A 19,694-nucleotide genomic window follows, 5' to 3' on the forward strand; every position below is an offset into this window, starting at 1 on the left:
AAGGTGGTCGCTGAATGAAAGATCCTGAATCGGTTCCGCAAGTTGGTGAGCTTGTGCGAATCTTGAACGGAAGAGACAAAGATAAATTCGCTTGTGTTATAGAAATACTGGATGATCGTTTTGTTCGAATTGCCGATGGTGATAAACGTAAAGTTGACCGAGCAAAGAAAAAGAATATCCAGCATCTCGAGCGATTAAATATCATTGCTTCGGAAGTGAAAAATAGCATTGTTGAAACGGGTCGTGTAACCAATGCAAAATTGCGGTTTGCAATTTCAACATATATCGATGATAATTTACTGAAGGAAGGAGAGTAAATTCATGGCCAAAGAAGATGTAATCGAAGTAGAAGGAACGGTGATTGAGCCGCTTCCAAATGCGATGTTCCGCGTAGAATTAGAGAACGGTCATAAGATTTTGGCTCACGTCTCTGGGAAGATTCGTATGCATTTCATTCGTATTTTACCTGGTGATAAAGTGACTGTAGAATTGTCTCCGTATGATTTGACTCGTGGTCGTATCACGTACCGATATAAATAAAAAGACAAATTAATGTCACTCCGCAACATAAGGAGGTTGAAAACATGAAGGTAAGACCATCAGTGAAACCCATTTGCGAAAAATGTAAGGTTATTCGCCGAAAAGGTACCGTCATGGTAATTTGCGAAAATCCTAAACACAAACAAAAACAAGGTTAATTCACAGGAGGTGTAAAAGCATGGCACGTATTGCTGGTGTCGACATTCCTCGTGACAAACGAGTTGTCGTTTCTTTGACATATGTCTACGGAATCGGACAATCCACAGCATCTGAGATTTTAAAAGAAGCTGGCGTTTCTGAGAGCACTCGCGTTCGCGATCTAACTGAAGAAGAGCTTGGGAAAATCCGTGAAGTAGTTGACAGTATTAAAGTAGAAGGAGACCTTCGTCGTGAGGTATCTCTTAACATTAAGCGTTTAATTGAAATCGGTTCTTATCGTGGGATCCGTCATCGTCGTGGCTTGCCTGTTCGAGGTCAAAAGACGAAAAACAATGCACGTACACGTAAAGGTCCACGTCGTACTGTAGCGAACAAGAAGAAGTAAAGGAGGTAATGTTCGATTATGGCTAAAGCGAAAACGACTCGTTCAAAGCGTCGTCAACGTAAAAATATTGAATCCGGTATTGCGCACATTCGCTCTACTTTCAACAACACGATCGTAACGATCACAGATCCTCGTGGAAACGCGATCTCTTGGGCTAGTGCTGGTGCATTAGGATTTAAAGGCTCTCGTAAATCAACTCCATTTGCTGCACAAACTGCTGCTGAAACGGCTGCAAAAGCTGCTATGGAGCACGGTATGAAAGCTGTAGAAGTATCCGTAAAAGGTCCTGGTGCTGGACGTGAAGCTGCTATTCGTTCACTTCAAGCAACTGGCTTAGAAGTTAGTATGATCAAAGATGTCACTCCAGTTCCACATAACGGCTGCCGTCCACCAAAACGTCGTAGAGTTTAGTCGCATCAGAGGTATGGATGGCCATACCCTTGTCAATAATGGTTTAAGAGGTAGTAGGTCCGTTTGTGGACTCTCTTTAATAAGGTATTGACGGTTTTCGTGACAGGTCGGGATGTGCCCAATGAGGGATTCCGGTTGATAAACCAATGTCAACCGGGGTTTCGACGTTTTGAAGGAGGGTTTGTTTAATGATCGAAATAGAAAAGCCAAAGATTGAAGCTGTAGAGCTTAATGAAGATGCATCATACGGGAAATTTGTTGTAGAACCTTTAGAGCGTGGATATGGGACAACGCTGGGGAACTCTCTCCGTCGAATCCTACTGAACTCTCTACCTGGATCTGCAGTAACAACTGTACAGTTTGATGGGGTTCTTCATGAATTTTCTACAATTGAAGGAGTCGTCGAGGACGTAACGACAATTATCCTCAATTTAAAGAAACTTGCTCTTAAGATTTACTCAGATGATGAAAAAACATTAGAAATTGATGCACAAGGTGAAGGTGTAGTTACAGCAGCAGACATAATGCATGACAGTGATGTGGAGGTTTTAAACCCTGACCTTCATATTGCCACACTTTCAAGCGGAGCTCAATTTAACATGAAAGTAACAGCTAGTCGTGGACGTGGGTATTCCCCGGCTGAAATGAACAATAAAGATGACATGCCAATTGGTGTAATTCCGGTAGATTCCATTTATACACCAGTGTCACGTGTAAACTATCAAGTAGAAAACACTCGTGTTGGACAAATTACAAACTTTGATAAGTTAACGCTTGATGTATGGACTGATGGAAGCATTCGCCCGGAAGAAGCAGTATCTCTTGGCGCCAAAATTTTAAATGAGCATTTAAATATTTTTGTTGGCTTAACAGATCAAGCACAAAATGCTGAAATTATGGTCGAGAAAGAAGAAGACCAGAAAGAAAAAGTGCTTGAGATGACGATTGAAGAGTTAGATCTTTCCGTTCGTTCTTACAACTGCTTAAAGCGTGCAGGAATTAATACGGTACAAGAATTAACTCAAAAATCCGAAGAAGACATGATGAAGGTACGTAACCTTGGACGTAAATCTTTAGAAGAAGTCCAAGAGAAGCTAGGTGAACTAGGTCTAGGTCTTCGTAACGAAGAATAGATTCTTCTCTTAATCATTACTTCTTTTGTTTAGCCACGGAGAATATGACCTGAGAAGGAGGGACTCACATGGCATACAGAAAATTAGGTCGTGATTCAAGTGCACGTAAAGCACTATTTCGCGATTTAACTACAGATCTAATCATTAACGAGCGTATTGAAACGACTGAACCAAAAGCAAAAGAGCTTCGTTCAATCGTAGAAAAGATGATCACTCTAGGTAAGCGTGGTGACTTACACGCACGTCGCCAAGTTGCTGCATTCGTACGTAATGAAGTAGCTGACGAAGAAACTGGCCAAGATGCGATCCAAAAGTTATTTGATGACATCGCACCACGCTATGAAGAGCGTCAAGGTGGTTATACACGTGTTCTTAAGCTAGGACCTCGTCGTGGAGACGGCGCAGAAGTGGCTGTTATCGAACTAGTGTAAACTTAAATAAATGTTGCAAAAGGGCGAGACTCGAACCTTCATGGAAAGGTTCTTGTTCTGTGCCCTTTTTTTGTACTACTAGAATGTTGAGAGTATAACTACTCTTGCGATTACTCGTCGCAACTCGTGGCTTAATCAATGGAGTTATGCTTGTAATTTAGGCTCTAAAATATATGTTGGGGTCTTTAGAAAATTTACGACGAAAATTAAGCATTTACGGTGGGCGATATTTTCATGAACAAATCTACTTCATACACAATCCACTACTATTTTTTTCGGTATAATATAGACTATCAATAGTTTCGAGGCAGGTAGTAAGAAAAATTGGAGGGGAACGTAGTGGAAAATGAAATGATTTATATAAAAGACCTTTCTTTTCGATATCGAGAACAAGATCCCCTCGTATTAAACGCCATTGACTTGTCTATATATGAAGGGGAATGGATTACAATCCTTGGTCATAATGGTTCCGGTAAATCTACACTAGCGAAGTTTTTCATTGCTCTTTATACGCCTGATGAAAATATGGGACAAGTAATCGTCAATGGTTTCGATTCATCAACTGCTCGAAACCTAACCGATATTAGAAGGTCTGTAGCAATGGTATTTCAAAATCCTGATAATCAAATTGTTGCGCCAACTGTACGTGACGATATTGCATTTGGATTAGAAAATGCTGGAATACCTAGGCATGAAATGTTAGTTCGCGTATCAGAAAGTATTGAAAAGCTAGGGCTCGCTGGTTTAGAAGACGAGGAACCACACCGGCTATCTGGGGGACAGAAACAACGTATAGCAATTGCAGGTGCATTTGCCTTAAAACCGAAAGTGATCGTCTTAGATGAGGCAACATCGATGCTTGATCCGTCAGGTCGAAAAGAAGTACTTGATATTGCAAGGACACTTCAACAAAATGAGAAAATGACGATTGTTACAATTACTCATGATGTGACGGAAGCATTATATTCAGATCGGGTAATCATTTTAAAACAAGGTGAACTCCTTTATGATTTGCCGCCAAAAGAATTATTTAATCATCTTTCAGCGTTAGAACAAAGTCAATTAAAGCCACCGTTTCTTTTTGAAGTGATTCAACGACTAAAAGAACGTGACATCGAGCTTCCTAACGGCTTGATGAGCGAGGAAGAGCTGGTGAACGCGATATGTACATTGAAGCAAACGAAGTAAGTTATACATATATGAAAAAGACGCCATTTGAAAAACAGGCTTTAAAAGATGTTTCCTTACATTTGCCTAGTGGTTCCTATACGTCTGTTATCGGCCATACAGGGTCTGGGAAGTCTACGTTCATTCAACATATAAATGGCTTATTAAAGCCGACAAAGGGTGAAATGACAGTAGGTGATTGGACGATCACTAGTAAAACGAAGCAAAAGTCTCTTTATGAACTAAGAAAAAATGTAGGGATGGTTTTTCAATATCCTGAGCATCAACTTTTCGCTGAGACAGTTATTGGCGATGTAGCCTTTGCGCCAGTAAATTTCGGATTTACAAAAAATGAAGCTCAGCAAAAGGCTGCTGAAGCCCTTTCTAAGGTTGGAATAGGTAAGGAGTATTATCATCGGTCTCCCTTTGAGTTAAGTGGTGGACAAATGAGAAGGGTTGCGATTGCTAGTGTGTTAGCTTCAGACCCTCGTATATTAATCTTAGATGAGCCGACAGCCGGTTTAGATCCAAAAGGTCAAGATGAGATCATGAGGTTATTTTATGAATGGTATATTGAAAAAGAAGACCGGTCCGTTGTCCTTATTACTCACCAAATGGAAGATGCAGCAAAGTATGCTAAAAACGTAATTGTCATGGAAGACGGAAGAGTTGTGATGGAAGGAACTCCAACTGACATTTTTTCTAAAGCGGATCAACTGAAGCGCCTTGGTCTATCTGTTCCACAATCTGTATCGTTGCTCAACGGTTTAAAAGAAAAAACAAATTTCAATGATATGAATGTAGCACAGTTTGATCTAGATGGAACAATCGACGAGATCCTTGCTTATTTGAGGAGGGATAGATGGGGATGCTAGATAACGTGATTATTGGACAGTATGTTTCTGGTAAGTCTTTTATCCATAAGATGGATCCTAGGGCAAAGATGGTTGCTGTGTTTTTATTTATGATCTTTTTATTTATAAGCCGTCATCCAGCTTCTCTAGGGGCAGCGATGATAGTTACAATTGCGTCTTTGTATATCGCAAATATCCCTCTCCGTTTTTTTATCAAAGGTATGCGCGTCATCTTTATTATTCTGTTTTTCACTTTACTTTTTCACGTATTTTTTACTAGAGAAGGCCAAGTCTTGTTCGAATGGAGATTTATGACGGTTTATTTAGGTGGTGTCATTGAAGGGAGTATTGTTGCTATTCGACTTCTCATGCTCGTTATGATGGCTTCGTTACTGACGCTTACGACGACACCGGTAGATTTGACAGATGCGATTGAGAGATTGTTATCTCCGTTGAAAAGAATCGGACTACCGATACATGAACTCGCATTAACGATATCGATCGCTTTACGATTTATACCGACTTTATTGGACGAGACGTCAAAAATTATAAAGGCACAAATGGCTCGAGGAGCTCAGTTTACAGAAGGATCTTTATGGCGTCGTTTAAAAGCACTTACCCCAATTTTTATCCCACTTTTCGTCCAAGCTTTTAAACGAGCAGAAGATTTAGCGGTCGCAATGGAAGCGAGAGGTTATGCAGGTGGAGAAGGAAGGACAAAATTTCGCGAGCTAGATTGGCAAAGAAAAGATACGTTTGCATTGAGCGTTATTGGTATTTTTATGCTCATCTCGGCCAGTACGAGAGTGTTGTTTTCATAGGAGGAAAAAGTCATGAAGCGTCTTAAAGCGATCGTTTCATACGATGGAACGAATTTTTCAGGTTATCAAGTGCAAGTGAATGCGAGGACTGTGCAAGGAGAGCTTGAGAATGCACTTAAAAAAATACATAAAGTCCCTACTTTTAAAGTAATTAGCTCTGGGCGAACAGATGCCAAGGTGCATGGGATCAATCAGCCAATACATTTTGATACGACATTATCCATTCCAGAAGACCGATGGCCAAGAGCATTAAACAGTCTTTTGCCAAACGATATTGTCGTCAAAGAAGTGAAAGAAGTTGAACCGCACTTTCATGCTCGCTTTGATACGGTTGGTAAGGAGTATCGCTATATTGTAAATTCAGCGGACATGCAAGATGTGTTTAAGCGAAATTATACGCATCACTTACCGGCTCAATTGTCTTTAGAAAAAATGAAAGAAGCTGCAGGACATTTAATAGGGACTCATGATTTTACGAGTTTCTCTTCACCAAAAACAGAAGTCATCGATAAAGTCCGGACAATTTTTGCGATTGATATAAAGCAAAGTGATGACGAATGGACATTTACATTTGTAGGAAGCGGCTTTCTCTATCAAATGGTTCGTATCCTCGTGGGCACATTACTTGATATTGGACAAGGAGATCGTGAGCCAGAGGAAGTACCACGGATTTTAGAAGGCAAAAATCGAGAGCTTGCAAGCCCGACAGCACCGGGGTCAGGATTATATTTAGCGCATGTTTTTTATGATAACGAGGCTTTAGAGAAGGAAATCCAGAAATTGGGCAAAGAAAAATAAAAAAAAGACAACGAAACCTGGTGTACATCTTATTGACATTGCCGTTTATATATTATAAGATGTTATATGGTATTTCTAAGCCCACTAGCCCCGGGTACGGAAATTAATCACTGATTTGTAGGATTGTTCATGTTTGATTGAAAGAGTTATTTAGGAGGGAAACAAATGCGTACAACATATATGGCAAAGCCAAGCGAAGTTGAGCGTAAATGGTACGTTGTAGACGCGGAAGGTAAAGCGCTAGGTCGCCTTGCTTCTGAAGTAGCAAGTATCTTACGCGGTAAGAATAAACCAACTTTTACACCACACATTGATACTGGTGATCACGTAATCATCATCAATGCAGAAAAAATCCACTTAACTGGTAATAAATTAGCTGACAAGCTATACTACCGTCACAGCCAATACCCTGGCGGACTTAAGACGATGACAGCGCAAGAAATGCGTGACCGTAAGCCAGTTAAAATGCTAGAACTTGCGATCAAAGGAATGCTTCCAAAAGGATCATTAGGTCGTAAACAAGGCATGAAACTTCACGTGTATGCTGGAAGCGAGCATCCACACCAAGCACAAAAACCAGAAGCTTACGAGCTACGCGGTTAATTTAGAAGGAGGGAATTTTCTTGGCACAGGTTCAATATTACGGAACAGGTCGTCGTAAGCACTCTGTTGCACGTGTTCATTTAGTACCAGGAGATGGAAACATCACAATTAATGGACGCAACATTGATGAGTACTTTGACCTTGAAACGTTAAAACTTATCGTTAGACAACCACTTGCTGAAACACAAACTGAAGGAACTTACGATTTAAAAGTAACTGTTGATGGTGGAGGTTACACTGGTCAAGCAGGTGCAATCCGTCATGGTGTTGCACGTGCGCTTTTACAAGCGGACCCAGAATACCGCCTAACACTTAAAAAAGCAGGCTTCTTAACTCGTGATGCACGTATGAAAGAGCGTAAGAAATACGGTCTTAAAGCAGCACGTCGTGCACCTCAGTTCTCAAAGCGTTAATATCCTTGTTATATCAACGCTCAGCCCTCTTTGCTCTCATGGAGCAGGGAGGGCTTTTTGATGTAAAAAAACGATACGCTCATTCTAAAGGCATGATTCCACTTATTCACTTCTCCAATAAGACCTTACCTAACATTCTACCTAGGCAAAAATACATGAGAGCGACCTTTATTTAATAACTATTTATTATATTTATAGTTAAAATGACGGGTATTTATATGAATCACCTTATTTATATTGCTTTACTGTTTTCGGAAAATTTTAATAGTTTACAGTGTGATTATGGAACTTTTATCCAATTTGTTTGCGGTTTTCCTACAACTTTAAAATACATTAGGGGTTGATCAAATGAGAGCAAATGACATCAAAGTCAATAGACACTTACTTATTTTTATTTTCATTTCGCTTTTGACAACAATGCTGGTCGTTGGTTGTTCTAATGACGATGCTGCATCTGGTACTGATGAAACAAATGGGGGAGCCAACGAACGTATTGAGGAAATGAGTGATTCGGATCAAGAAGCAAGTGATACGGCTAGCAATGAAGGTAATGAAGAAACAACCGCAGATGAGGCAGTAGAGAATGGTAATGAGTCTGATTCTGAAGAAATAACTGAAGATTCTGGAGATCAAAGTGATTCGGAAGGAAGTAGAGAAGATGACTTAACTGCAGAGGTAGGGGAGAGTCATTTACCAGAAACATTGGAAGTTGATGAAACGGTATATCATGATAACGGAACGATTTTGACACTAGAAAGTATTAACTTTAATGAAGAATATATTACGGTCAATATTAGTGTTATTAATGCAGCCGAACGAGATATTTCAATTACAGCAGGGGGAAGAAATGGAGCAGTATTAGAAGATGATATAGGGGAAGTCCAGTATTTTTACTTACCACCTGAAGATAATGAAAGCCTTGATATTCCCGAAGGAGATCGAATGACAGCGTCTCTCGTATTTGTTGGTATGTTACCAGATGAAGCTACATCCCTTCATTTAACATTAAATGATACGTTCGGTGGAGATTCAGCCATAGTAAGTAATCCAAAGTTTGTGTTTGATACTATTGATTTGGGACGGTAGATGATGGGAGAAGGTGCATTCCGTGGAGAGGATAACTAAACGACTACCTTATAAAAAACAAGTACGAAAACTTAGTGCCATCGGCGGAGTATTTATACTTGTGGGACTGTTAGCTTCCTGTATCAATACTTCTGATTCAGTATCTGATGTTGAACAGATGAATGAAGAAGATTCTGATATAGTTATTAATGAAGAAGCTAAAGGTGTAGAGGAGGGAGACTCTATCCCAACATCAACGGTTACGGTGGAACCGTTCTTGAAAGAAATAAAAGAAATGATGGATGTCAGTACTATTACTGGAACAATACCAACGAGTAGAGCAATTGTTACTGAGGGGATAGATGGTTCGTCACAAGCAGAAATCGAGATGATAGAAACACTAAGTAAGTTTAATGCAGTTGATATAGACTTAGGTACATTATTAACATTACCAGGAAGCATTCTTTTTGATTTCGATGACGATAACCTTCGTCCAGAAGCTGATGAGGTAATTCATGAAATCGTGCAAGTCATTGAAGCAACAGATGGAGCTGTTCATATTGCTGGTCATACAGATAATCATGGAAGTTTGGAATATAACGAGGACCTTTCTAAACGAAGAGCTGAAGCTGTTTTAGAAGCTCTTGTCGATGCAGGTGTAGATGAAACAAGGCTTACTGCAGAAGGTTTTGGAGAAACAAAGCCAATAGCAAGAAATCGTCATGCAGATGGATCAGATAACCAAGAAGGCCGGCAGAAAAACCGGCGAGTTGAGGTAAGCATTGAAGGATTAACCGGAAGCGAGTAAGTATAGAAATGTGCTCAGCCCTCTTTGCTCTTAGAGCGGGGAGGGCTTTTTCAAGCCTTTGAGATCAGTGTACACTTCGCCAAACCATGGGTTAGTTGCGGGCACGTTCAAATAAAAAGGTTGCATATTCAAGATGGTTTAAGAAAGCTTTATGAAAAGTATCGTCATCGTAAGCTCTCTCTAAAGATACTTTAGCAGACTGTGAATTTGATTCTATAAACCATAACTTTCCCTTATTATCAATTGCACAATCAATCCCTAAATCTCCTGTAGGTCCATAATGCTTTTCTATGCATAAATAGATGTCTTTCACAAAAGCTTCTACTTCTTCTTTTAGTTGGCTGACTTCATTTTTTGAGTAACCGACAATCGAGGTGAAAAAATGTTCAAACGTATGGCAGTCTGATTTTGTGGTGATGGGTGAAGTTTTTGGAGATTGCCGGATAGGCAGTGCGATTATTTCTAATTCCCCTTGGCCGTTTCTCTGTACCTCGGCTCGAATATCTACCTTTGTTTCATCCACTTCAAACAAATCGATCGCTTCCTGAACAATGACTTCTTTTTTTTCAAAGAATCTTCCCAACTTACGGTATAGAATGTAAAGGTTAGGTACTTTTTGTAAGAAAGTTTGATTGTGGTAGTAACAATATTCAAAAGTCCCATCTTCTTTTTTCTCAACGCGAATGACTTGTTTCCCTTGCCGTCCTTTTGCTGCTTTCACATATAACACAGATGAATTGGTAAACATTGTTTGCAAGGTCTTTACTGATGAGAGTAATTGCGTGGATGGTAAATGTTTTTTTAGAGAAGAGCATATTCGTAATTTATTGTAAACTTCCCATTTATTAAAGCTTTCTACGTAATTAACATAAAACGTATTTAATTGTGCTAGTCGGTTTAAAAATGTTTTATACTCCTTATGTTGTCTAGATAATGATCTATTAATGTTACCTCTGTGATTGTAAAACACATCAGGAAATGGAAAGACCCCTCTCATCCACTTCTTCTTAAATAAGTCATAATGAACACCCTTAATATGTTTTTCCTCATAATTGATTCCTTTAAGAGAAAAAAAGTAAAGGTTCGTTTTCGCATAAACGTTTGCTTTGTTTAAGGAAGATAATTTCTTATTAGGTTTTTGATTTATAAGAAGACTTACGTTTTCTTGTGACACTAATATACCAACGTAAGGTGTTTTTCTTATTGTGTCAGTTGCCATGATAAACACCACCACATTTAGTTTGGTTCACTTTAATATATGAAGCTAAATGGATGGAGTCACGGCTTTTAGGCAACTTCAACGAAAAAATAAGGGTCGTAGGGGGCATATTCAAAAATCATAAAATGGATACGTTTTCGTAATGGGGTGAGAGTGGGTTTTCCTGACCCCAATCACGTTTCTATCTCCCTCGGAAGTGAGGAGGTGGTTATTGCACGTGAGAAATAGTCGAATTCGCCCATAAACATCGTCTATGGAGTTCTTTAACCTAGAGTTACTCGACGATATGGTAAAATAAAGTGAAAGTAAAGTTATTCAAAGGTAAGGACTGAGAAATATGTTTAATCGTCTCCTATCTCAAGTAAAGAAAAAAGCAAAACGGCATAAGTTCTGGATGGAGAAAGTCACCGTCTATCCTTATTCATACGAAATAAATGGAAGAAGATATTTTTTAGTGGATTTTTTAAAAATGAGGCAACCAACAGGGACGGCGATTTTTTCCGATAAAGAGGAAGTTGCTTTAGATGCGAAAAAGGCTCATCAGCGCTTGTATCAGTTTTATCGGTTAATGGAAAAGATTCAAGAAGAGTCTCGTATGAGGGCTGCAGTTGACTTAGATTTTTTCCGTACTCCGTTAAAACTCATGGATAAAAAATCGAGTGATAAGCTTCATGATGGCTATGAATTAATTAAGTCTTTATTATCTTATCAGCTTACATACAAGAAAACATACGAGAATTTTTGGGCTCATTTACAAGAGTTAAAAGGGAAGCGGAGAGCTCTGACAGAAGAGGACTGGGTTTTTACTGTGGAAACGGCAGCGAAATTAGAAACGTTGCAAGAACAAATGACGAAGGTACTAGCAGAAAATATCGAACGTATTCGTACATGGAAGGGTGCAATGAAAGAAGAAGGGCATTGGGATAAAATGACGAGTGCAGAGCAAGTCTTTTATTTACAACTTCTTGAAACGGAAGAAGTAATAAAAGAGCAAGCGAAATCGATGAAGAACTTTGACTACGACCGATCATTAAAAGAAAATGTAGCGAAGTTGAAACTGTATAAGAAAAAAGAGCAAAAAGAGGATGAAAGAGTTCTTCGAAATCCAAGTTAAATGTTTAAAGAATCCAAGAATCATTCAGAAGAATATGTAAAAAGTTAATTAAAAATATGATAGGCAATTAATGATGTGTAAGCTGTCTCAAACTTTTGGGACAGTTTTTCTTTTTTGAGGTTAGGGATATAGACACTGTTTTTATAGTGGAAAAGTTTCGGTTTTGTATATGGACAAAACAAGATGATCACTAATACTGAAATGATAGGTGGAACATCGCATTTTTATATGCCATTGACGTTATCAATTAAGGGATTCATCACGTTTCGACATTCGGTTTCAGTCATGTATGACAATGGACTGACAAAAGCGTGAAATTATTCGAAAATAGAAGAAAACTTCGTGTAGCGAAATATTTTCGCGTTTTATATACTTTGTCCTAAGAAGTTAGGAACTATTACTCTTTAGGAGGCGTTGTATTTGAAAAAACGAAACAAAGTCATTTTATCGTCTATGTTAGCTGGCGCACTAGTTTTTCCAGCGGTGATTCCAACAGGACTTGCTCATGATGCATTTGAGGGAGGGCAAAAAACAGAAGCACTGCCTTTTGATCATGATGCACTTGAAATGTTAGGGGAACCAGAAGAAAGTGGAGAAAAGAATTTAAAGTTTTTACATGAAGCTGCTGCAGTACAAATTAGTGAAGTTGATGGCGTACAAAACAATACGGCAGATGTATATGCGCATAAAGGGTTTGCGTACCTTGGTACACATACAGCGAATGGCGCCAATGGTGGAGTGAGAATCTTTGATTTGAAGGATCCGGAAAATCCAGTAGAAATTGCGCAAATCGCACATGATATCCCTCATACATGGCAAGAAAAAGTCATTGTAAAAAGTGTCAACACGGCAGACTTTAAAGGGGATCTCGCTGTCGTAAGTTTACAGCAGACATCACGCAATAATGCAGATCGCCCGGATAGTATTGGTGGGGCGTTATTATATGATGTTACTGACCCCTATTATCCACAGCGTTTAGGGTTTTATGAGTTAGACCGAGATATTAGAGGAACGCATGAATTGTACTTAACAATGCAAGGAAATCGTGCGCTTATGCTGCTTTCTAATCCTTATGCTGATTATTTTACAGATGGTGAGCAGAAGGATTTCCAAATTGTTGATGTAAGCGACCCTGCTAACCCTGAATTACTTTGGGAATTTGACCCGCGTGACTTACCTGAAGTAGCAGACGACTTTAACGGGTATCATTGGCATGCTCCGGACGGCCACACAAGACCTGTTTTTAACCATAGTGTCATTACAGACAACAATGGTCATTATGCGTATGTGTCAATGTGGGATCTAGGAACGGTCATCTTTGATATTCGTGATCCAGAAAACGCTGAGTACCTTGGTAGAACAGAATATGCAGATGATCAAAAAGGGGCAGCACACTCTGCCGCTCTTGCACGTGGAGGTACTGTATTAATTGAAACACGTGAAGTTGCGAACCCGCACGGTGAAGGTTATGAAGATGCATACGGTTATACAAGAATTTTTGATATACGAGATAAGACAAACCCTGTATTATTAAGTGAATTTACGACTGATTTAACGTATGACTTTAGAGGTTTTACGTTTGCAAACACAGTACATGACCCGAAAGTACGAGGGAATACGTTGTACTTATCATATTACTCTGGTGGCGTGATCTCAGTAGACATTACGGACCCGAGTAATCCTGTAGAAATTGGCCGTTATACACCAGACCAATCAAATGTATGGGGCGTGTTTGTCGACAGAAATTACGTGTTAGCGTCTGACATGGGGCAAGGTTTAAAAGTATTATTGAAGAACAATGGAAATCAAGGGAACGGTAATGGAAATCAACCTTTAAAAAATTAAATAGAAAATGTTCAGTAGACGCTCTGTGGTACAGGGCGTCTTTTTGGTAAACAAATGAATGTGGATGACTTGGTTAAAATGGTAATTTTTTTTAATCTAAATACAGTGGTTTAGTCAAAAAAACTTCCCCCTTAATAAGATGTACTAGCAGTATGGAAAGGAGGGAAGATAATGAGTGTAAATCAGGTTAAAGGCTGTCAATGTCAGGATGATATTCAATTGCGTTGTGACTACAGAAGAAAAAATAGACAACGACGCCACTGTTGTGATAGTAGAAGACGTCATAAGAAATGTTGTTGCAAATTAATCTGTTTAGGAGCATTGTGTCTTTGCTTACGAATTGATCGTTAAGTAAAAGTATGGTGCCAAAGATACATTTGGCACCTTTTTAATTTGAAACAACATCTGCCAGCTGTTCCATGGTTGGATCCTCTATGATTGGGAAGTTTTTGTCCTTATGAATTTTAGCTAGGAAAGGAAACTAAAGATGAAAGAGGAGACATGAAATTACCTCTAAAGAGAAATTATAAAGTTGAGGCGAACAACCATGAATGTGATTACATCTTTAGGAGAAAAAAGAAGGAAAAAACAATGGAAATTTGAACGGAGCATTTTGCGTTCATTGTCAATTCAAACGATGAAAACAGATGTGTTTCAAACGTTTTTTTCACAACAATTTGGTGAGTCAGTGGGAAAATTATATTTAACGGATTTTTGCCTAGATATTGGCATTGATGCGTATTTATTAGGGTCTGAATTCAGTCGGTTTGGTTACTATGGTGATCCCCCTAAAAAAGTGAAAGTACGTTGCCAAGATGAGTTAGACGCGTATATCCAGCAGTGTGTTAGTCAGTTTCAAGCATGGTTTCATCTCGACGACAACGAATCAGATAAAGTTAAAGAAAAGTGCACAGCATTTTTAGATAAATGGTGGACTACGGGATTTAAAGAAGGAGAAAAACGTCACCGGCTTCGTCTCCATTAAATTGCATTCATAAATACGTCCTCGTCCCAATATATATTTAAAAGGGACAAGGAGGGACGAGGGAGATGAAGAAAGCGTGGAAGTATGTCATTGGACTAATTTGCCTTGGGGCACTATTAATTTTCATTCAGTATCAATTTTCGAGTGAGGACTCGACCGGCTGGCATTTGCCATTATCGGGGAAGGTGATTGTCGTGGACCCTGGCCATGGTGGTATCGACGGTGGGGCGTCATCAAAAGCTGGTGATTTAGAAAAAGATATTACGCTTCAAATTAGTTTTATTTTACGTGATTATTTGCAGGAAGCAGGCGCTTTAGTCTTAATGACGCGTGAAGGGGATCATGATTTAGCTGCTGAAAGTACAAAAAAAATCCGCTCACGAAAAGTAGAGGACTTAAGGAAGCGGGTCAGCTTAATAAATGAATCTGATGCGGATGCTTTTGTAAGTATACATTTAAATGCCATACCGTCTCCGAAATGGCGAGGGGCACAAACATTTTATAATCGATCCATCGAAGGAAATGAAATGATGGCAAAGCAAATCCAAAATGAAATTCGTAGAAACCTTGATAATACAACACGTGAAGCAAAGCCAATCAACAGTGTATATTTAATTCAACAAGCGAGTATTCCTGGTGCACTAGTTGAAGTTGGATTTTTATCAAACCCTAGCGAAGCTGAATTATTAACAACAAAAGAATACCAAGAACAAGTTGCAGCATCGATATATGAAGGGCTTTTGCGTTATTACAGTGATGACCCACTGCCAAGCGGGAATTAAAAAGCAGAGCTACATTACACCAGGACGTCTTATTCCTGGTGTAATTTCTATTATTATTTTGACGAATTTTTGACGTATTAAGTCATTTTTGATGGTTTTATGACAGATGTGATTTATATCATCACGATGGTGGAAAAGGTGTGTTATACTGTCACTATAAACGTATTCGAATACATATTTATCCTATTAAAGGCGGTGTTACGATGTTAACAGAACAACAAGTGCTAAATGCATTGAAAGATGTTCACGAGCCCGTATTAAAGAAAAGTCTCGTTGATCTTAATTCAGTTACTGAATTGAAAATTAAAGATAATATGGTTAGTTTAAAATTAGCGATTGCTCAGCCAGGAACGGCAGAGCAAATGCAATTACAACAAGAAGTGGTTACTGCAGTGAAAAGTGCCGGTGCAGAATCAGTAGGACTCCGTTTTGAAAAAATGTCTGATGAAGAACTGCAAAAACATGGTGGAACAGCAGGAGAAGAAGAAGGCGGTTCATTATTAGACCGTACAGACAAAACGACATTTATCGCAGTTACAAGTGGTAAAGGTGGAGTTGGTAAATCAACGGTTTCCGTTAACTTAGCAGTATCTCTTGCGCGTAAAGGGAAAAAGGTTGGAATTATTGATGCTGACATTTACGGGTTTAGTGTTCCTGACATGATGGGTATTGAAGAGCGTCCGAAAGTTGTTGGACAAAAGATTTATCCAGTAACTCGTTTTGATGTACAAGTCATTTCCATGGGCTTCTTTGTAGAGGATAACTCACCAATTATTTGGCGTGGACCAATGCTTGGTAAAATGCTAAACAACTTCTTCAGTGAAGTGGAGTGGGATGATCTTGATTACTTAATTCTTGACTTACCGCCAGGAACAGGTGACGTCGCATTAGATATTCACTCAATGCTTCCACAGTCGAAGGAAATTATCGTAACAACGCCACATGCCACAGCAGCATTTGTTGCAGCAAGAGCGGGAGCAATGGCATTAAAGACAGAACATGAAATTCTTGGTATTGTCGAGAACATGGCTTACTTCGAAAGTAAAGTAACAGGCGAGAAAGAGTATGTCTTCGGTAAAGGCGGCGGTGAAAAGCTAGCGAAAGAACTTAACAGTGAAGTGCTAGCAAACATCCCATTAGGCCAACCAGAAATTGACGAAGAAAACTTCGCGCCTTCTGTATACGATACAGACCACCAAATCGGTGAAAAATATATGGAAATTGCAGACAAAGTGATTTCTCAAACAGAAAAATAAATGATTGTTGGAAAACCCGGCTACTTGAAGCCGGGTTTTTTGTTTGCATTAGGAGAGTGGGGGCGGTGAATTTTTATACAAATGAGGCCTTGTTATATTCGTTTATTCTTTGCTTTATTCATCAATTGAGTCCTACATGATTGAGTCTGACTCAGCTGACCCGGACTCAATTTTTTAGGACTCAGAAATTGAGAAAAACAACGAAAAAGCGAATTTTATCAAGGTCAGACAACCCTCGTTGACACCAAAACACGATTAGCTGGATTTACCTTTATTTTTTCCAAGAGAATATCCGCATAAAAAAAGACGAAGCTCGAGGATTATTCCTCGTCTTCGTCTTTTTCTTCTTCCTCACCTTCTTCGTCACCTTTATCTTGTTTTTGCATTTGTTCTTCGGCGACATTCGCTAAGATTTCATTAATTTTTGCAACGAAAAACGGGCTTTCAAAGGCTTCTGCCATGACAGTCATAACTTGTTGACGATACTCCTTGCTTTGCATGAGCTCTAAGTACTTCTCTTCCATTTCTGGGTCTTTCAGTACTGACATCATCATTCCTTGATATTCGGGGTCTTTCATTAAGTTTTTCATCATTTTTTCATTTTCTTGTTGCATGCTTTCCGCAAATGCATTGGCAAAATCAGGGTCCTGCATGACTTCTTGCCAATATTCTTTTCCCGCTTCTGAAGTGAGGGTCGTTTGAATCGTTTCTTTGACGTAATCCTCTTCCATGACAAGCTCTTGGCGAACTTCATCATCTTGGAGGACTTCTTTAATGGAATCTTTAGCTTCATCGGTTTTTAACATATCAACCATCATTTTTTTTGTACTTTCATAATCAGGCTGAGCGTTTTGTTCTTCAGCGGCTGCGCAGCTTGTAAATATGATGATCGCTAAAAAAATAAGCAATAGTTTAAGTGCAAAATTGTTAGGCTTCACAAGACGAAGCTCCTTTCAAGTACTCTTTTTTAAAAGACAAGAATTTATAAAAATTCTATCTCTTGGTAGTTGTCTAAACTAACAGATAGCGTCTGCAACACAAGCATACTCCGAGTTGTCTGAACGGACAGATCTTTGAAGCGCTACTGTGAGAGGAAGAGACACGTTTTTGGTATTCCTGCGCTACTACGTTTGCTCTTCACAACTCGTCTTTATATCGAAGAGCCCGTGCTCGGTGCATCTCGAAGCTTTACCGATGATGATTTACTCGGTGCTCCAGCGGTTACTCGTCGCAGGTAAAGAGTGTCGCCGATAGGTGGGCGTCTTACGCTTTTCTAATAATATGCTTAGGATGCTTTTGTTTTATTCACTTGTGAACAGGATGTGTCGGTTAAAAATTAGAGTAGCGAAGGGAAAAGGAATTTTGATACAATAAACGTTGGACTGAAAATGTACAGGAGGAAATGTTGTGAAATCACAAAAAGTAGTCTTTTTATTTTATACAACGTTACTTATAGGAACAACGGCCGGATTTCTTATGGGATTTATTCTAGACTGGCAAACACATATAAATGATTTAATGAACTTTAGTTTCGGTGGTATCTTGATGATCGGGATCACGGCCGGGATATGGACAGTCATTGCTCAAATGGGTTTCTTTGCATACTTAACGATTCATCGTTTTGGTCTTGGTATCTTTAAATCACAAAGACTTTGGACGAGGGTTCAAGTCATTATTATTGCATTTGCATTGTTTGATTTGATGTTCTTCCGTCATATGGCATTTGCTGAGCCTGGAGAATCGATGGCAGGATATGCAATTTTGCCAACATTATTACTCATTTATGCCTTGATTGTTGCTTATTTGAAAAGTAAAGATACAAATTATACGGCGTTTGTGCCGACAGTTTTTTTTATGGTTGTTGTTACATCAATTGAGTGGTTCCCGGCATTAAGAGAAAATGATTTTACGTTCTTACTTAATGCGGTTGTCCCTTTATTAGTCGCGAATACATGGCAAATTCTTGTGCTACATCGTCTGCACGAACCAGTCGAGCAACAAAAGAAAACAGAGACATCCAAAAAGAAACAAAAAGGATAAAAACCATAAAATCCCAGGCGCCAGGCACCTGGGATTTTATGGTTTTTTGTTTACCGTACTTCTTCTGTTGATATTTCAGATCCAGAAATGAGCTCTGAAATGGTTGGGAATTCATAGCCTTTTCCTTTTAGAGCATCAAGAATTGTTGGCAATGCTTCATTTGTTTGCTTTGCTGAATCTGAAGCATGGAACAAGACAATATCTCCGTTTGAAATATTAGAGACGACGGTATCGACGATGTTATCAACTCCAGGATTTGTCCAATCTTGAGTATCGATACTCCAATGAATGACGTCATAATTTAAGTTTTCCGCGACATTCAAGACACGCTGATCAAATGACCCATTTGGCGGTCGTAAAAATTTCGGTGCTTCATTCGTAATTTCTTGGACGATACGATGAGCAGTTTGAATATCTTTTTTAATTTGGTCTTCTTCCCAACGAGTGTAATGTTCATGACGGTACCCGTGACTACCAATTTCGTGCCCATCTTCTGCCATGCGTTCTACAACTTCAGGGTGGCGCTCGGCCCAAGCTGCAGATACAAAGAAAGTTGCAGTTACTTCATGTTCTTTTAATGTATCTAATATTGGAATTGTCCGTTCTTCGCCCCAGCTAACATTAAATGTGAGGGAAGTTTCTTTATCTTCTGCTTCCACTTTATAGATGGCAACAGCTTTATCATCTGTTGAAAAAACAGGGATCTGAGATCTTTCTACATAAAAAATCCCCGCTGTGAAAAAGGCGGCAATCGCTATAATCATATATCGCTTCAACGTTTTCGCGTTCCAAACCCAAATGAAATTCATTATTTTTCCCCCTTGTCCATTCTTTAATTCATCTATATTCGGTGGACAGGCAATTA

General features: G+C 39.1%; 24 protein-coding genes. 21 read left to right on the plus strand and 3 right to left on the minus strand.

The window, feature by feature from the left end; translation table 11 throughout:
- Positions 1 to 14: 14 nt before the first annotated feature.
- The 15 genes from LGQ02_RS00860 to LGQ02_RS00930 all read left to right on the plus strand — a co-directional run bounded on the left by LGQ02_RS00860 (position 15) and on the right by LGQ02_RS00930 (position 9,588).
- Positions 15 to 317 carry a KOW domain-containing RNA-binding protein gene (locus LGQ02_RS00860; RefSeq protein WP_226516388.1) on the plus strand — a complete coding sequence of 101 codons (303 nt, stop codon included), beginning with the start codon at positions 15 to 17 and terminating at the stop codon, positions 315 to 317.
- Between the two features lie 4 nt (positions 318 to 321).
- Positions 322 to 540, plus strand: coding sequence for a translation initiation factor IF-1 (gene infA / locus LGQ02_RS00865; protein ID WP_010896341.1), 219 nt, complete (start codon positions 322 to 324; stop codon positions 538 to 540).
- 44 nt (positions 541 to 584) lie between these two features.
- Positions 585 to 698: a 50S ribosomal protein L36 gene (rpmJ, locus tag LGQ02_RS00870; protein ID WP_003322638.1), complete on the plus strand. Its 114-nt coding sequence runs from the start codon at positions 585 to 587 to the stop codon at positions 696 to 698.
- Between the two features lie 20 nt (positions 699 to 718).
- Positions 719 to 1,084: a 30S ribosomal protein S13 gene (rpsM, locus tag LGQ02_RS00875; RefSeq protein ID WP_226516389.1), complete on the plus strand. Its 366-nt coding sequence runs from the start codon at positions 719 to 721 to the stop codon at positions 1,082 to 1,084.
- An 18-nt stretch (positions 1,085 to 1,102) separates the two neighbouring features.
- Complete coding sequence (gene rpsK, locus LGQ02_RS00880; RefSeq protein ID WP_226516390.1) at positions 1,103 to 1,495, plus strand: 30S ribosomal protein S11; 393 nt, start codon at positions 1,103 to 1,105, stop codon at positions 1,493 to 1,495.
- Positions 1,496 to 1,683: 188 nt separating this feature from the next.
- Complete coding sequence (locus tag LGQ02_RS00885; protein WP_226516391.1) at positions 1,684 to 2,628, plus strand: DNA-directed RNA polymerase subunit alpha; 945 nt, start codon at positions 1,684 to 1,686, stop codon at positions 2,626 to 2,628.
- Positions 2,629 to 2,696: 68 nt separating this feature from the next.
- Positions 2,697 to 3,059: a 50S ribosomal protein L17 gene (rplQ, locus tag LGQ02_RS00890; RefSeq protein WP_226516392.1), complete on the plus strand. Its 363-nt coding sequence runs from the start codon at positions 2,697 to 2,699 to the stop codon at positions 3,057 to 3,059.
- 339 nt (positions 3,060 to 3,398) lie between these two features.
- Entirely contained in the window at positions 3,399 to 4,247 is an 849-nt protein-coding gene (locus LGQ02_RS00895) for an energy-coupling factor transporter ATPase (protein WP_226516393.1), read from the plus strand.
- Positions 4,223 to 5,101 carry an energy-coupling factor transporter ATPase gene (locus LGQ02_RS00900; RefSeq protein ID WP_226516394.1) on the plus strand — a complete coding sequence of 293 codons (879 nt, stop codon included), beginning with the start codon at positions 4,223 to 4,225 and terminating at the stop codon, positions 5,099 to 5,101. The genes LGQ02_RS00895 and LGQ02_RS00900 overlap by 25 nt, the downstream gene beginning before the upstream one ends.
- The gene (locus LGQ02_RS00905; RefSeq protein ID WP_226518178.1) at positions 5,095 to 5,901 is read left to right on the plus strand and encodes an energy-coupling factor transporter transmembrane component T family protein; all 807 of its coding nucleotides are present in this window, start codon (positions 5,095 to 5,097) and stop codon (positions 5,899 to 5,901) included. The genes LGQ02_RS00900 and LGQ02_RS00905 overlap by 7 nt, the downstream gene beginning before the upstream one ends.
- Before the next feature lie 12 nt (positions 5,902 to 5,913).
- A complete protein-coding gene (truA, locus tag LGQ02_RS00910) occupies positions 5,914 to 6,699 on the plus strand; it encodes a tRNA pseudouridine(38-40) synthase TruA (protein WP_226516395.1) in 786 nt (261 codons plus the stop codon).
- Positions 6,700 to 6,864: 165 nt separating this feature from the next.
- Positions 6,865 to 7,302, plus strand: coding sequence for a 50S ribosomal protein L13 (gene rplM / locus LGQ02_RS00915; RefSeq protein ID WP_226516396.1), 438 nt, complete (start codon positions 6,865 to 6,867; stop codon positions 7,300 to 7,302).
- Between the two features lie 20 nt (positions 7,303 to 7,322).
- A complete protein-coding gene (gene rpsI, locus LGQ02_RS00920) occupies positions 7,323 to 7,715 on the plus strand; it encodes a 30S ribosomal protein S9 (RefSeq protein WP_226516397.1) in 393 nt (130 codons plus the stop codon).
- Positions 7,716 to 8,063: 348 nt separating this feature from the next.
- Positions 8,064 to 8,801, plus strand: coding sequence for a hypothetical protein (locus LGQ02_RS00925; RefSeq protein WP_226516398.1), 738 nt, complete (start codon positions 8,064 to 8,066; stop codon positions 8,799 to 8,801).
- A 22-nt stretch (positions 8,802 to 8,823) separates the two neighbouring features.
- A complete protein-coding gene (locus LGQ02_RS00930) occupies positions 8,824 to 9,588 on the plus strand; it encodes an OmpA family protein (RefSeq protein WP_226516399.1) in 765 nt (254 codons plus the stop codon).
- A gap of 91 nt (positions 9,589 to 9,679) precedes the next feature.
- On the opposite strand, the gene LGQ02_RS00935 is transcribed toward LGQ02_RS00930, so the two are convergent.
- Positions 9,680 to 10,807 carry a YheC/YheD family endospore coat-associated protein gene (locus LGQ02_RS00935; protein ID WP_226516400.1) on the minus strand — a complete coding sequence of 376 codons (1,128 nt, stop codon included), beginning with the start codon at positions 10,805 to 10,807 and terminating at the stop codon, positions 9,680 to 9,682.
- Between the two features lie 337 nt (positions 10,808 to 11,144).
- On the opposite strand from LGQ02_RS00935, the gene LGQ02_RS00940 reads away from it, so the two are divergent.
- The 5 genes from LGQ02_RS00940 (at position 11,145) to LGQ02_RS00960 (ending at position 16,789) form a co-directional block, all read left to right on the plus strand.
- Complete coding sequence (locus tag LGQ02_RS00940; protein ID WP_226516401.1) at positions 11,145 to 11,921, plus strand: hypothetical protein; 777 nt, start codon at positions 11,145 to 11,147, stop codon at positions 11,919 to 11,921.
- A gap of 420 nt (positions 11,922 to 12,341) precedes the next feature.
- Positions 12,342 to 13,766, plus strand: a complete 1,425-nt coding sequence (locus LGQ02_RS00945) for an LVIVD repeat-containing protein (RefSeq protein ID WP_226516402.1) — start codon at positions 12,342 to 12,344, stop codon at positions 13,764 to 13,766.
- A gap of 547 nt (positions 13,767 to 14,313) precedes the next feature.
- Entirely contained in the window at positions 14,314 to 14,751 is a 438-nt protein-coding gene (locus tag LGQ02_RS00950) for a DUF2521 family protein (RefSeq protein ID WP_226516403.1), read from the plus strand.
- Between the two features lie 65 nt (positions 14,752 to 14,816).
- Positions 14,817 to 15,533: an N-acetylmuramoyl-L-alanine amidase CwlD gene (gene cwlD, locus LGQ02_RS00955; protein WP_226516404.1), complete on the plus strand. Its 717-nt coding sequence runs from the start codon at positions 14,817 to 14,819 to the stop codon at positions 15,531 to 15,533.
- A 203-nt stretch (positions 15,534 to 15,736) separates the two neighbouring features.
- Positions 15,737 to 16,789 carry an Mrp/NBP35 family ATP-binding protein gene (locus LGQ02_RS00960; RefSeq protein WP_226516405.1) on the plus strand — a complete coding sequence of 351 codons (1,053 nt, stop codon included), beginning with the start codon at positions 15,737 to 15,739 and terminating at the stop codon, positions 16,787 to 16,789.
- 320 nt (positions 16,790 to 17,109) lie between these two features.
- On the opposite strand, the gene gerD is transcribed toward LGQ02_RS00960, so the two are convergent.
- Positions 17,110 to 17,727, minus strand: coding sequence for a spore germination lipoprotein GerD (gene gerD, locus LGQ02_RS00965; protein WP_226516406.1), 618 nt, complete (start codon positions 17,725 to 17,727; stop codon positions 17,110 to 17,112).
- 469 nt (positions 17,728 to 18,196) lie between these two features.
- Between gerD and LGQ02_RS00970 the strand changes: the two genes are divergently transcribed.
- Positions 18,197 to 18,829: a KinB-signaling pathway activation protein gene (locus LGQ02_RS00970; RefSeq protein WP_226516407.1), complete on the plus strand. Its 633-nt coding sequence runs from the start codon at positions 18,197 to 18,199 to the stop codon at positions 18,827 to 18,829.
- 50 nt (positions 18,830 to 18,879) lie between these two features.
- Here LGQ02_RS00970 and pdaB read toward each other — a convergent pair whose 3' ends face one another.
- Positions 18,880 to 19,638 carry a polysaccharide deacetylase family sporulation protein PdaB gene (pdaB, locus tag LGQ02_RS00975; protein ID WP_226516408.1) on the minus strand — a complete coding sequence of 253 codons (759 nt, stop codon included), beginning with the start codon at positions 19,636 to 19,638 and terminating at the stop codon, positions 18,880 to 18,882.
- Positions 19,639 to 19,694 lie beyond the last annotated feature (56 nt).

The organism is Bacillus shivajii (assembly GCF_020519665.1).
In the GTDB taxonomy this organism is placed as follows: domain Bacteria; phylum Bacillota; class Bacilli; order Bacillales; family Salisediminibacteriaceae; genus Bacillus_CA; species Bacillus_CA shivajii.

Excerpts from the sequence above, each read along its gene's own strand:
- LGQ02_RS00860 (WP_226516388.1), top strand. The coding sequence starts at position 15 with ATGAAAGATCCTGAATCGGTTCCGCAAGTTGGTGAGCTTGTGCGAATC.
- infA (WP_010896341.1), top strand. The coding sequence starts at position 322 with ATGGCCAAAGAAGATGTAATCGAAGTAGAAGGAACGGTGATTGAGCCG.
- rpmJ (WP_003322638.1), top strand. The coding sequence starts at position 585 with ATGAAGGTAAGACCATCAGTGAAACCCATTTGCGAAAAATGTAAGGTT.
- rpsM (WP_226516389.1), top strand. The coding sequence starts at position 719 with ATGGCACGTATTGCTGGTGTCGACATTCCTCGTGACAAACGAGTTGTC.
- rpsK (WP_226516390.1), top strand. The coding sequence starts at position 1,103 with ATGGCTAAAGCGAAAACGACTCGTTCAAAGCGTCGTCAACGTAAAAAT.
- LGQ02_RS00885 (WP_226516391.1), top strand. The coding sequence starts at position 1,684 with ATGATCGAAATAGAAAAGCCAAAGATTGAAGCTGTAGAGCTTAATGAA.
- rplQ (WP_226516392.1), top strand. The coding sequence starts at position 2,697 with ATGGCATACAGAAAATTAGGTCGTGATTCAAGTGCACGTAAAGCACTA.
- LGQ02_RS00900 (WP_226516394.1), top strand. The coding sequence starts at position 4,223 with ATGTACATTGAAGCAAACGAAGTAAGTTATACATATATGAAAAAGACG.
- LGQ02_RS00905 (WP_226518178.1), top strand. The coding sequence starts at position 5,095 with ATGCTAGATAACGTGATTATTGGACAGTATGTTTCTGGTAAGTCTTTT.
- truA (WP_226516395.1), top strand. The coding sequence starts at position 5,914 with ATGAAGCGTCTTAAAGCGATCGTTTCATACGATGGAACGAATTTTTCA.
- rplM (WP_226516396.1), top strand. The coding sequence starts at position 6,865 with ATGCGTACAACATATATGGCAAAGCCAAGCGAAGTTGAGCGTAAATGG.
- LGQ02_RS00925 (WP_226516398.1), top strand. The coding sequence starts at position 8,064 with ATGAGAGCAAATGACATCAAAGTCAATAGACACTTACTTATTTTTATT.
- LGQ02_RS00935 (WP_226516400.1), bottom strand. The coding sequence starts at position 10,807 with ATGGCAACTGACACAATAAGAAAAACACCTTACGTTGGTATATTAGTG.
- LGQ02_RS00940 (WP_226516401.1), top strand. The coding sequence starts at position 11,145 with ATGTTTAATCGTCTCCTATCTCAAGTAAAGAAAAAAGCAAAACGGCAT.
- LGQ02_RS00950 (WP_226516403.1), top strand. The coding sequence starts at position 14,314 with ATGAATGTGATTACATCTTTAGGAGAAAAAAGAAGGAAAAAACAATGG.
- cwlD (WP_226516404.1), top strand. The coding sequence starts at position 14,817 with ATGAAGAAAGCGTGGAAGTATGTCATTGGACTAATTTGCCTTGGGGCA.
- LGQ02_RS00960 (WP_226516405.1), top strand. The coding sequence starts at position 15,737 with ATGTTAACAGAACAACAAGTGCTAAATGCATTGAAAGATGTTCACGAG.
- pdaB (WP_226516408.1), bottom strand. The coding sequence starts at position 19,638 with ATGAATTTCATTTGGGTTTGGAACGCGAAAACGTTGAAGCGATATATG.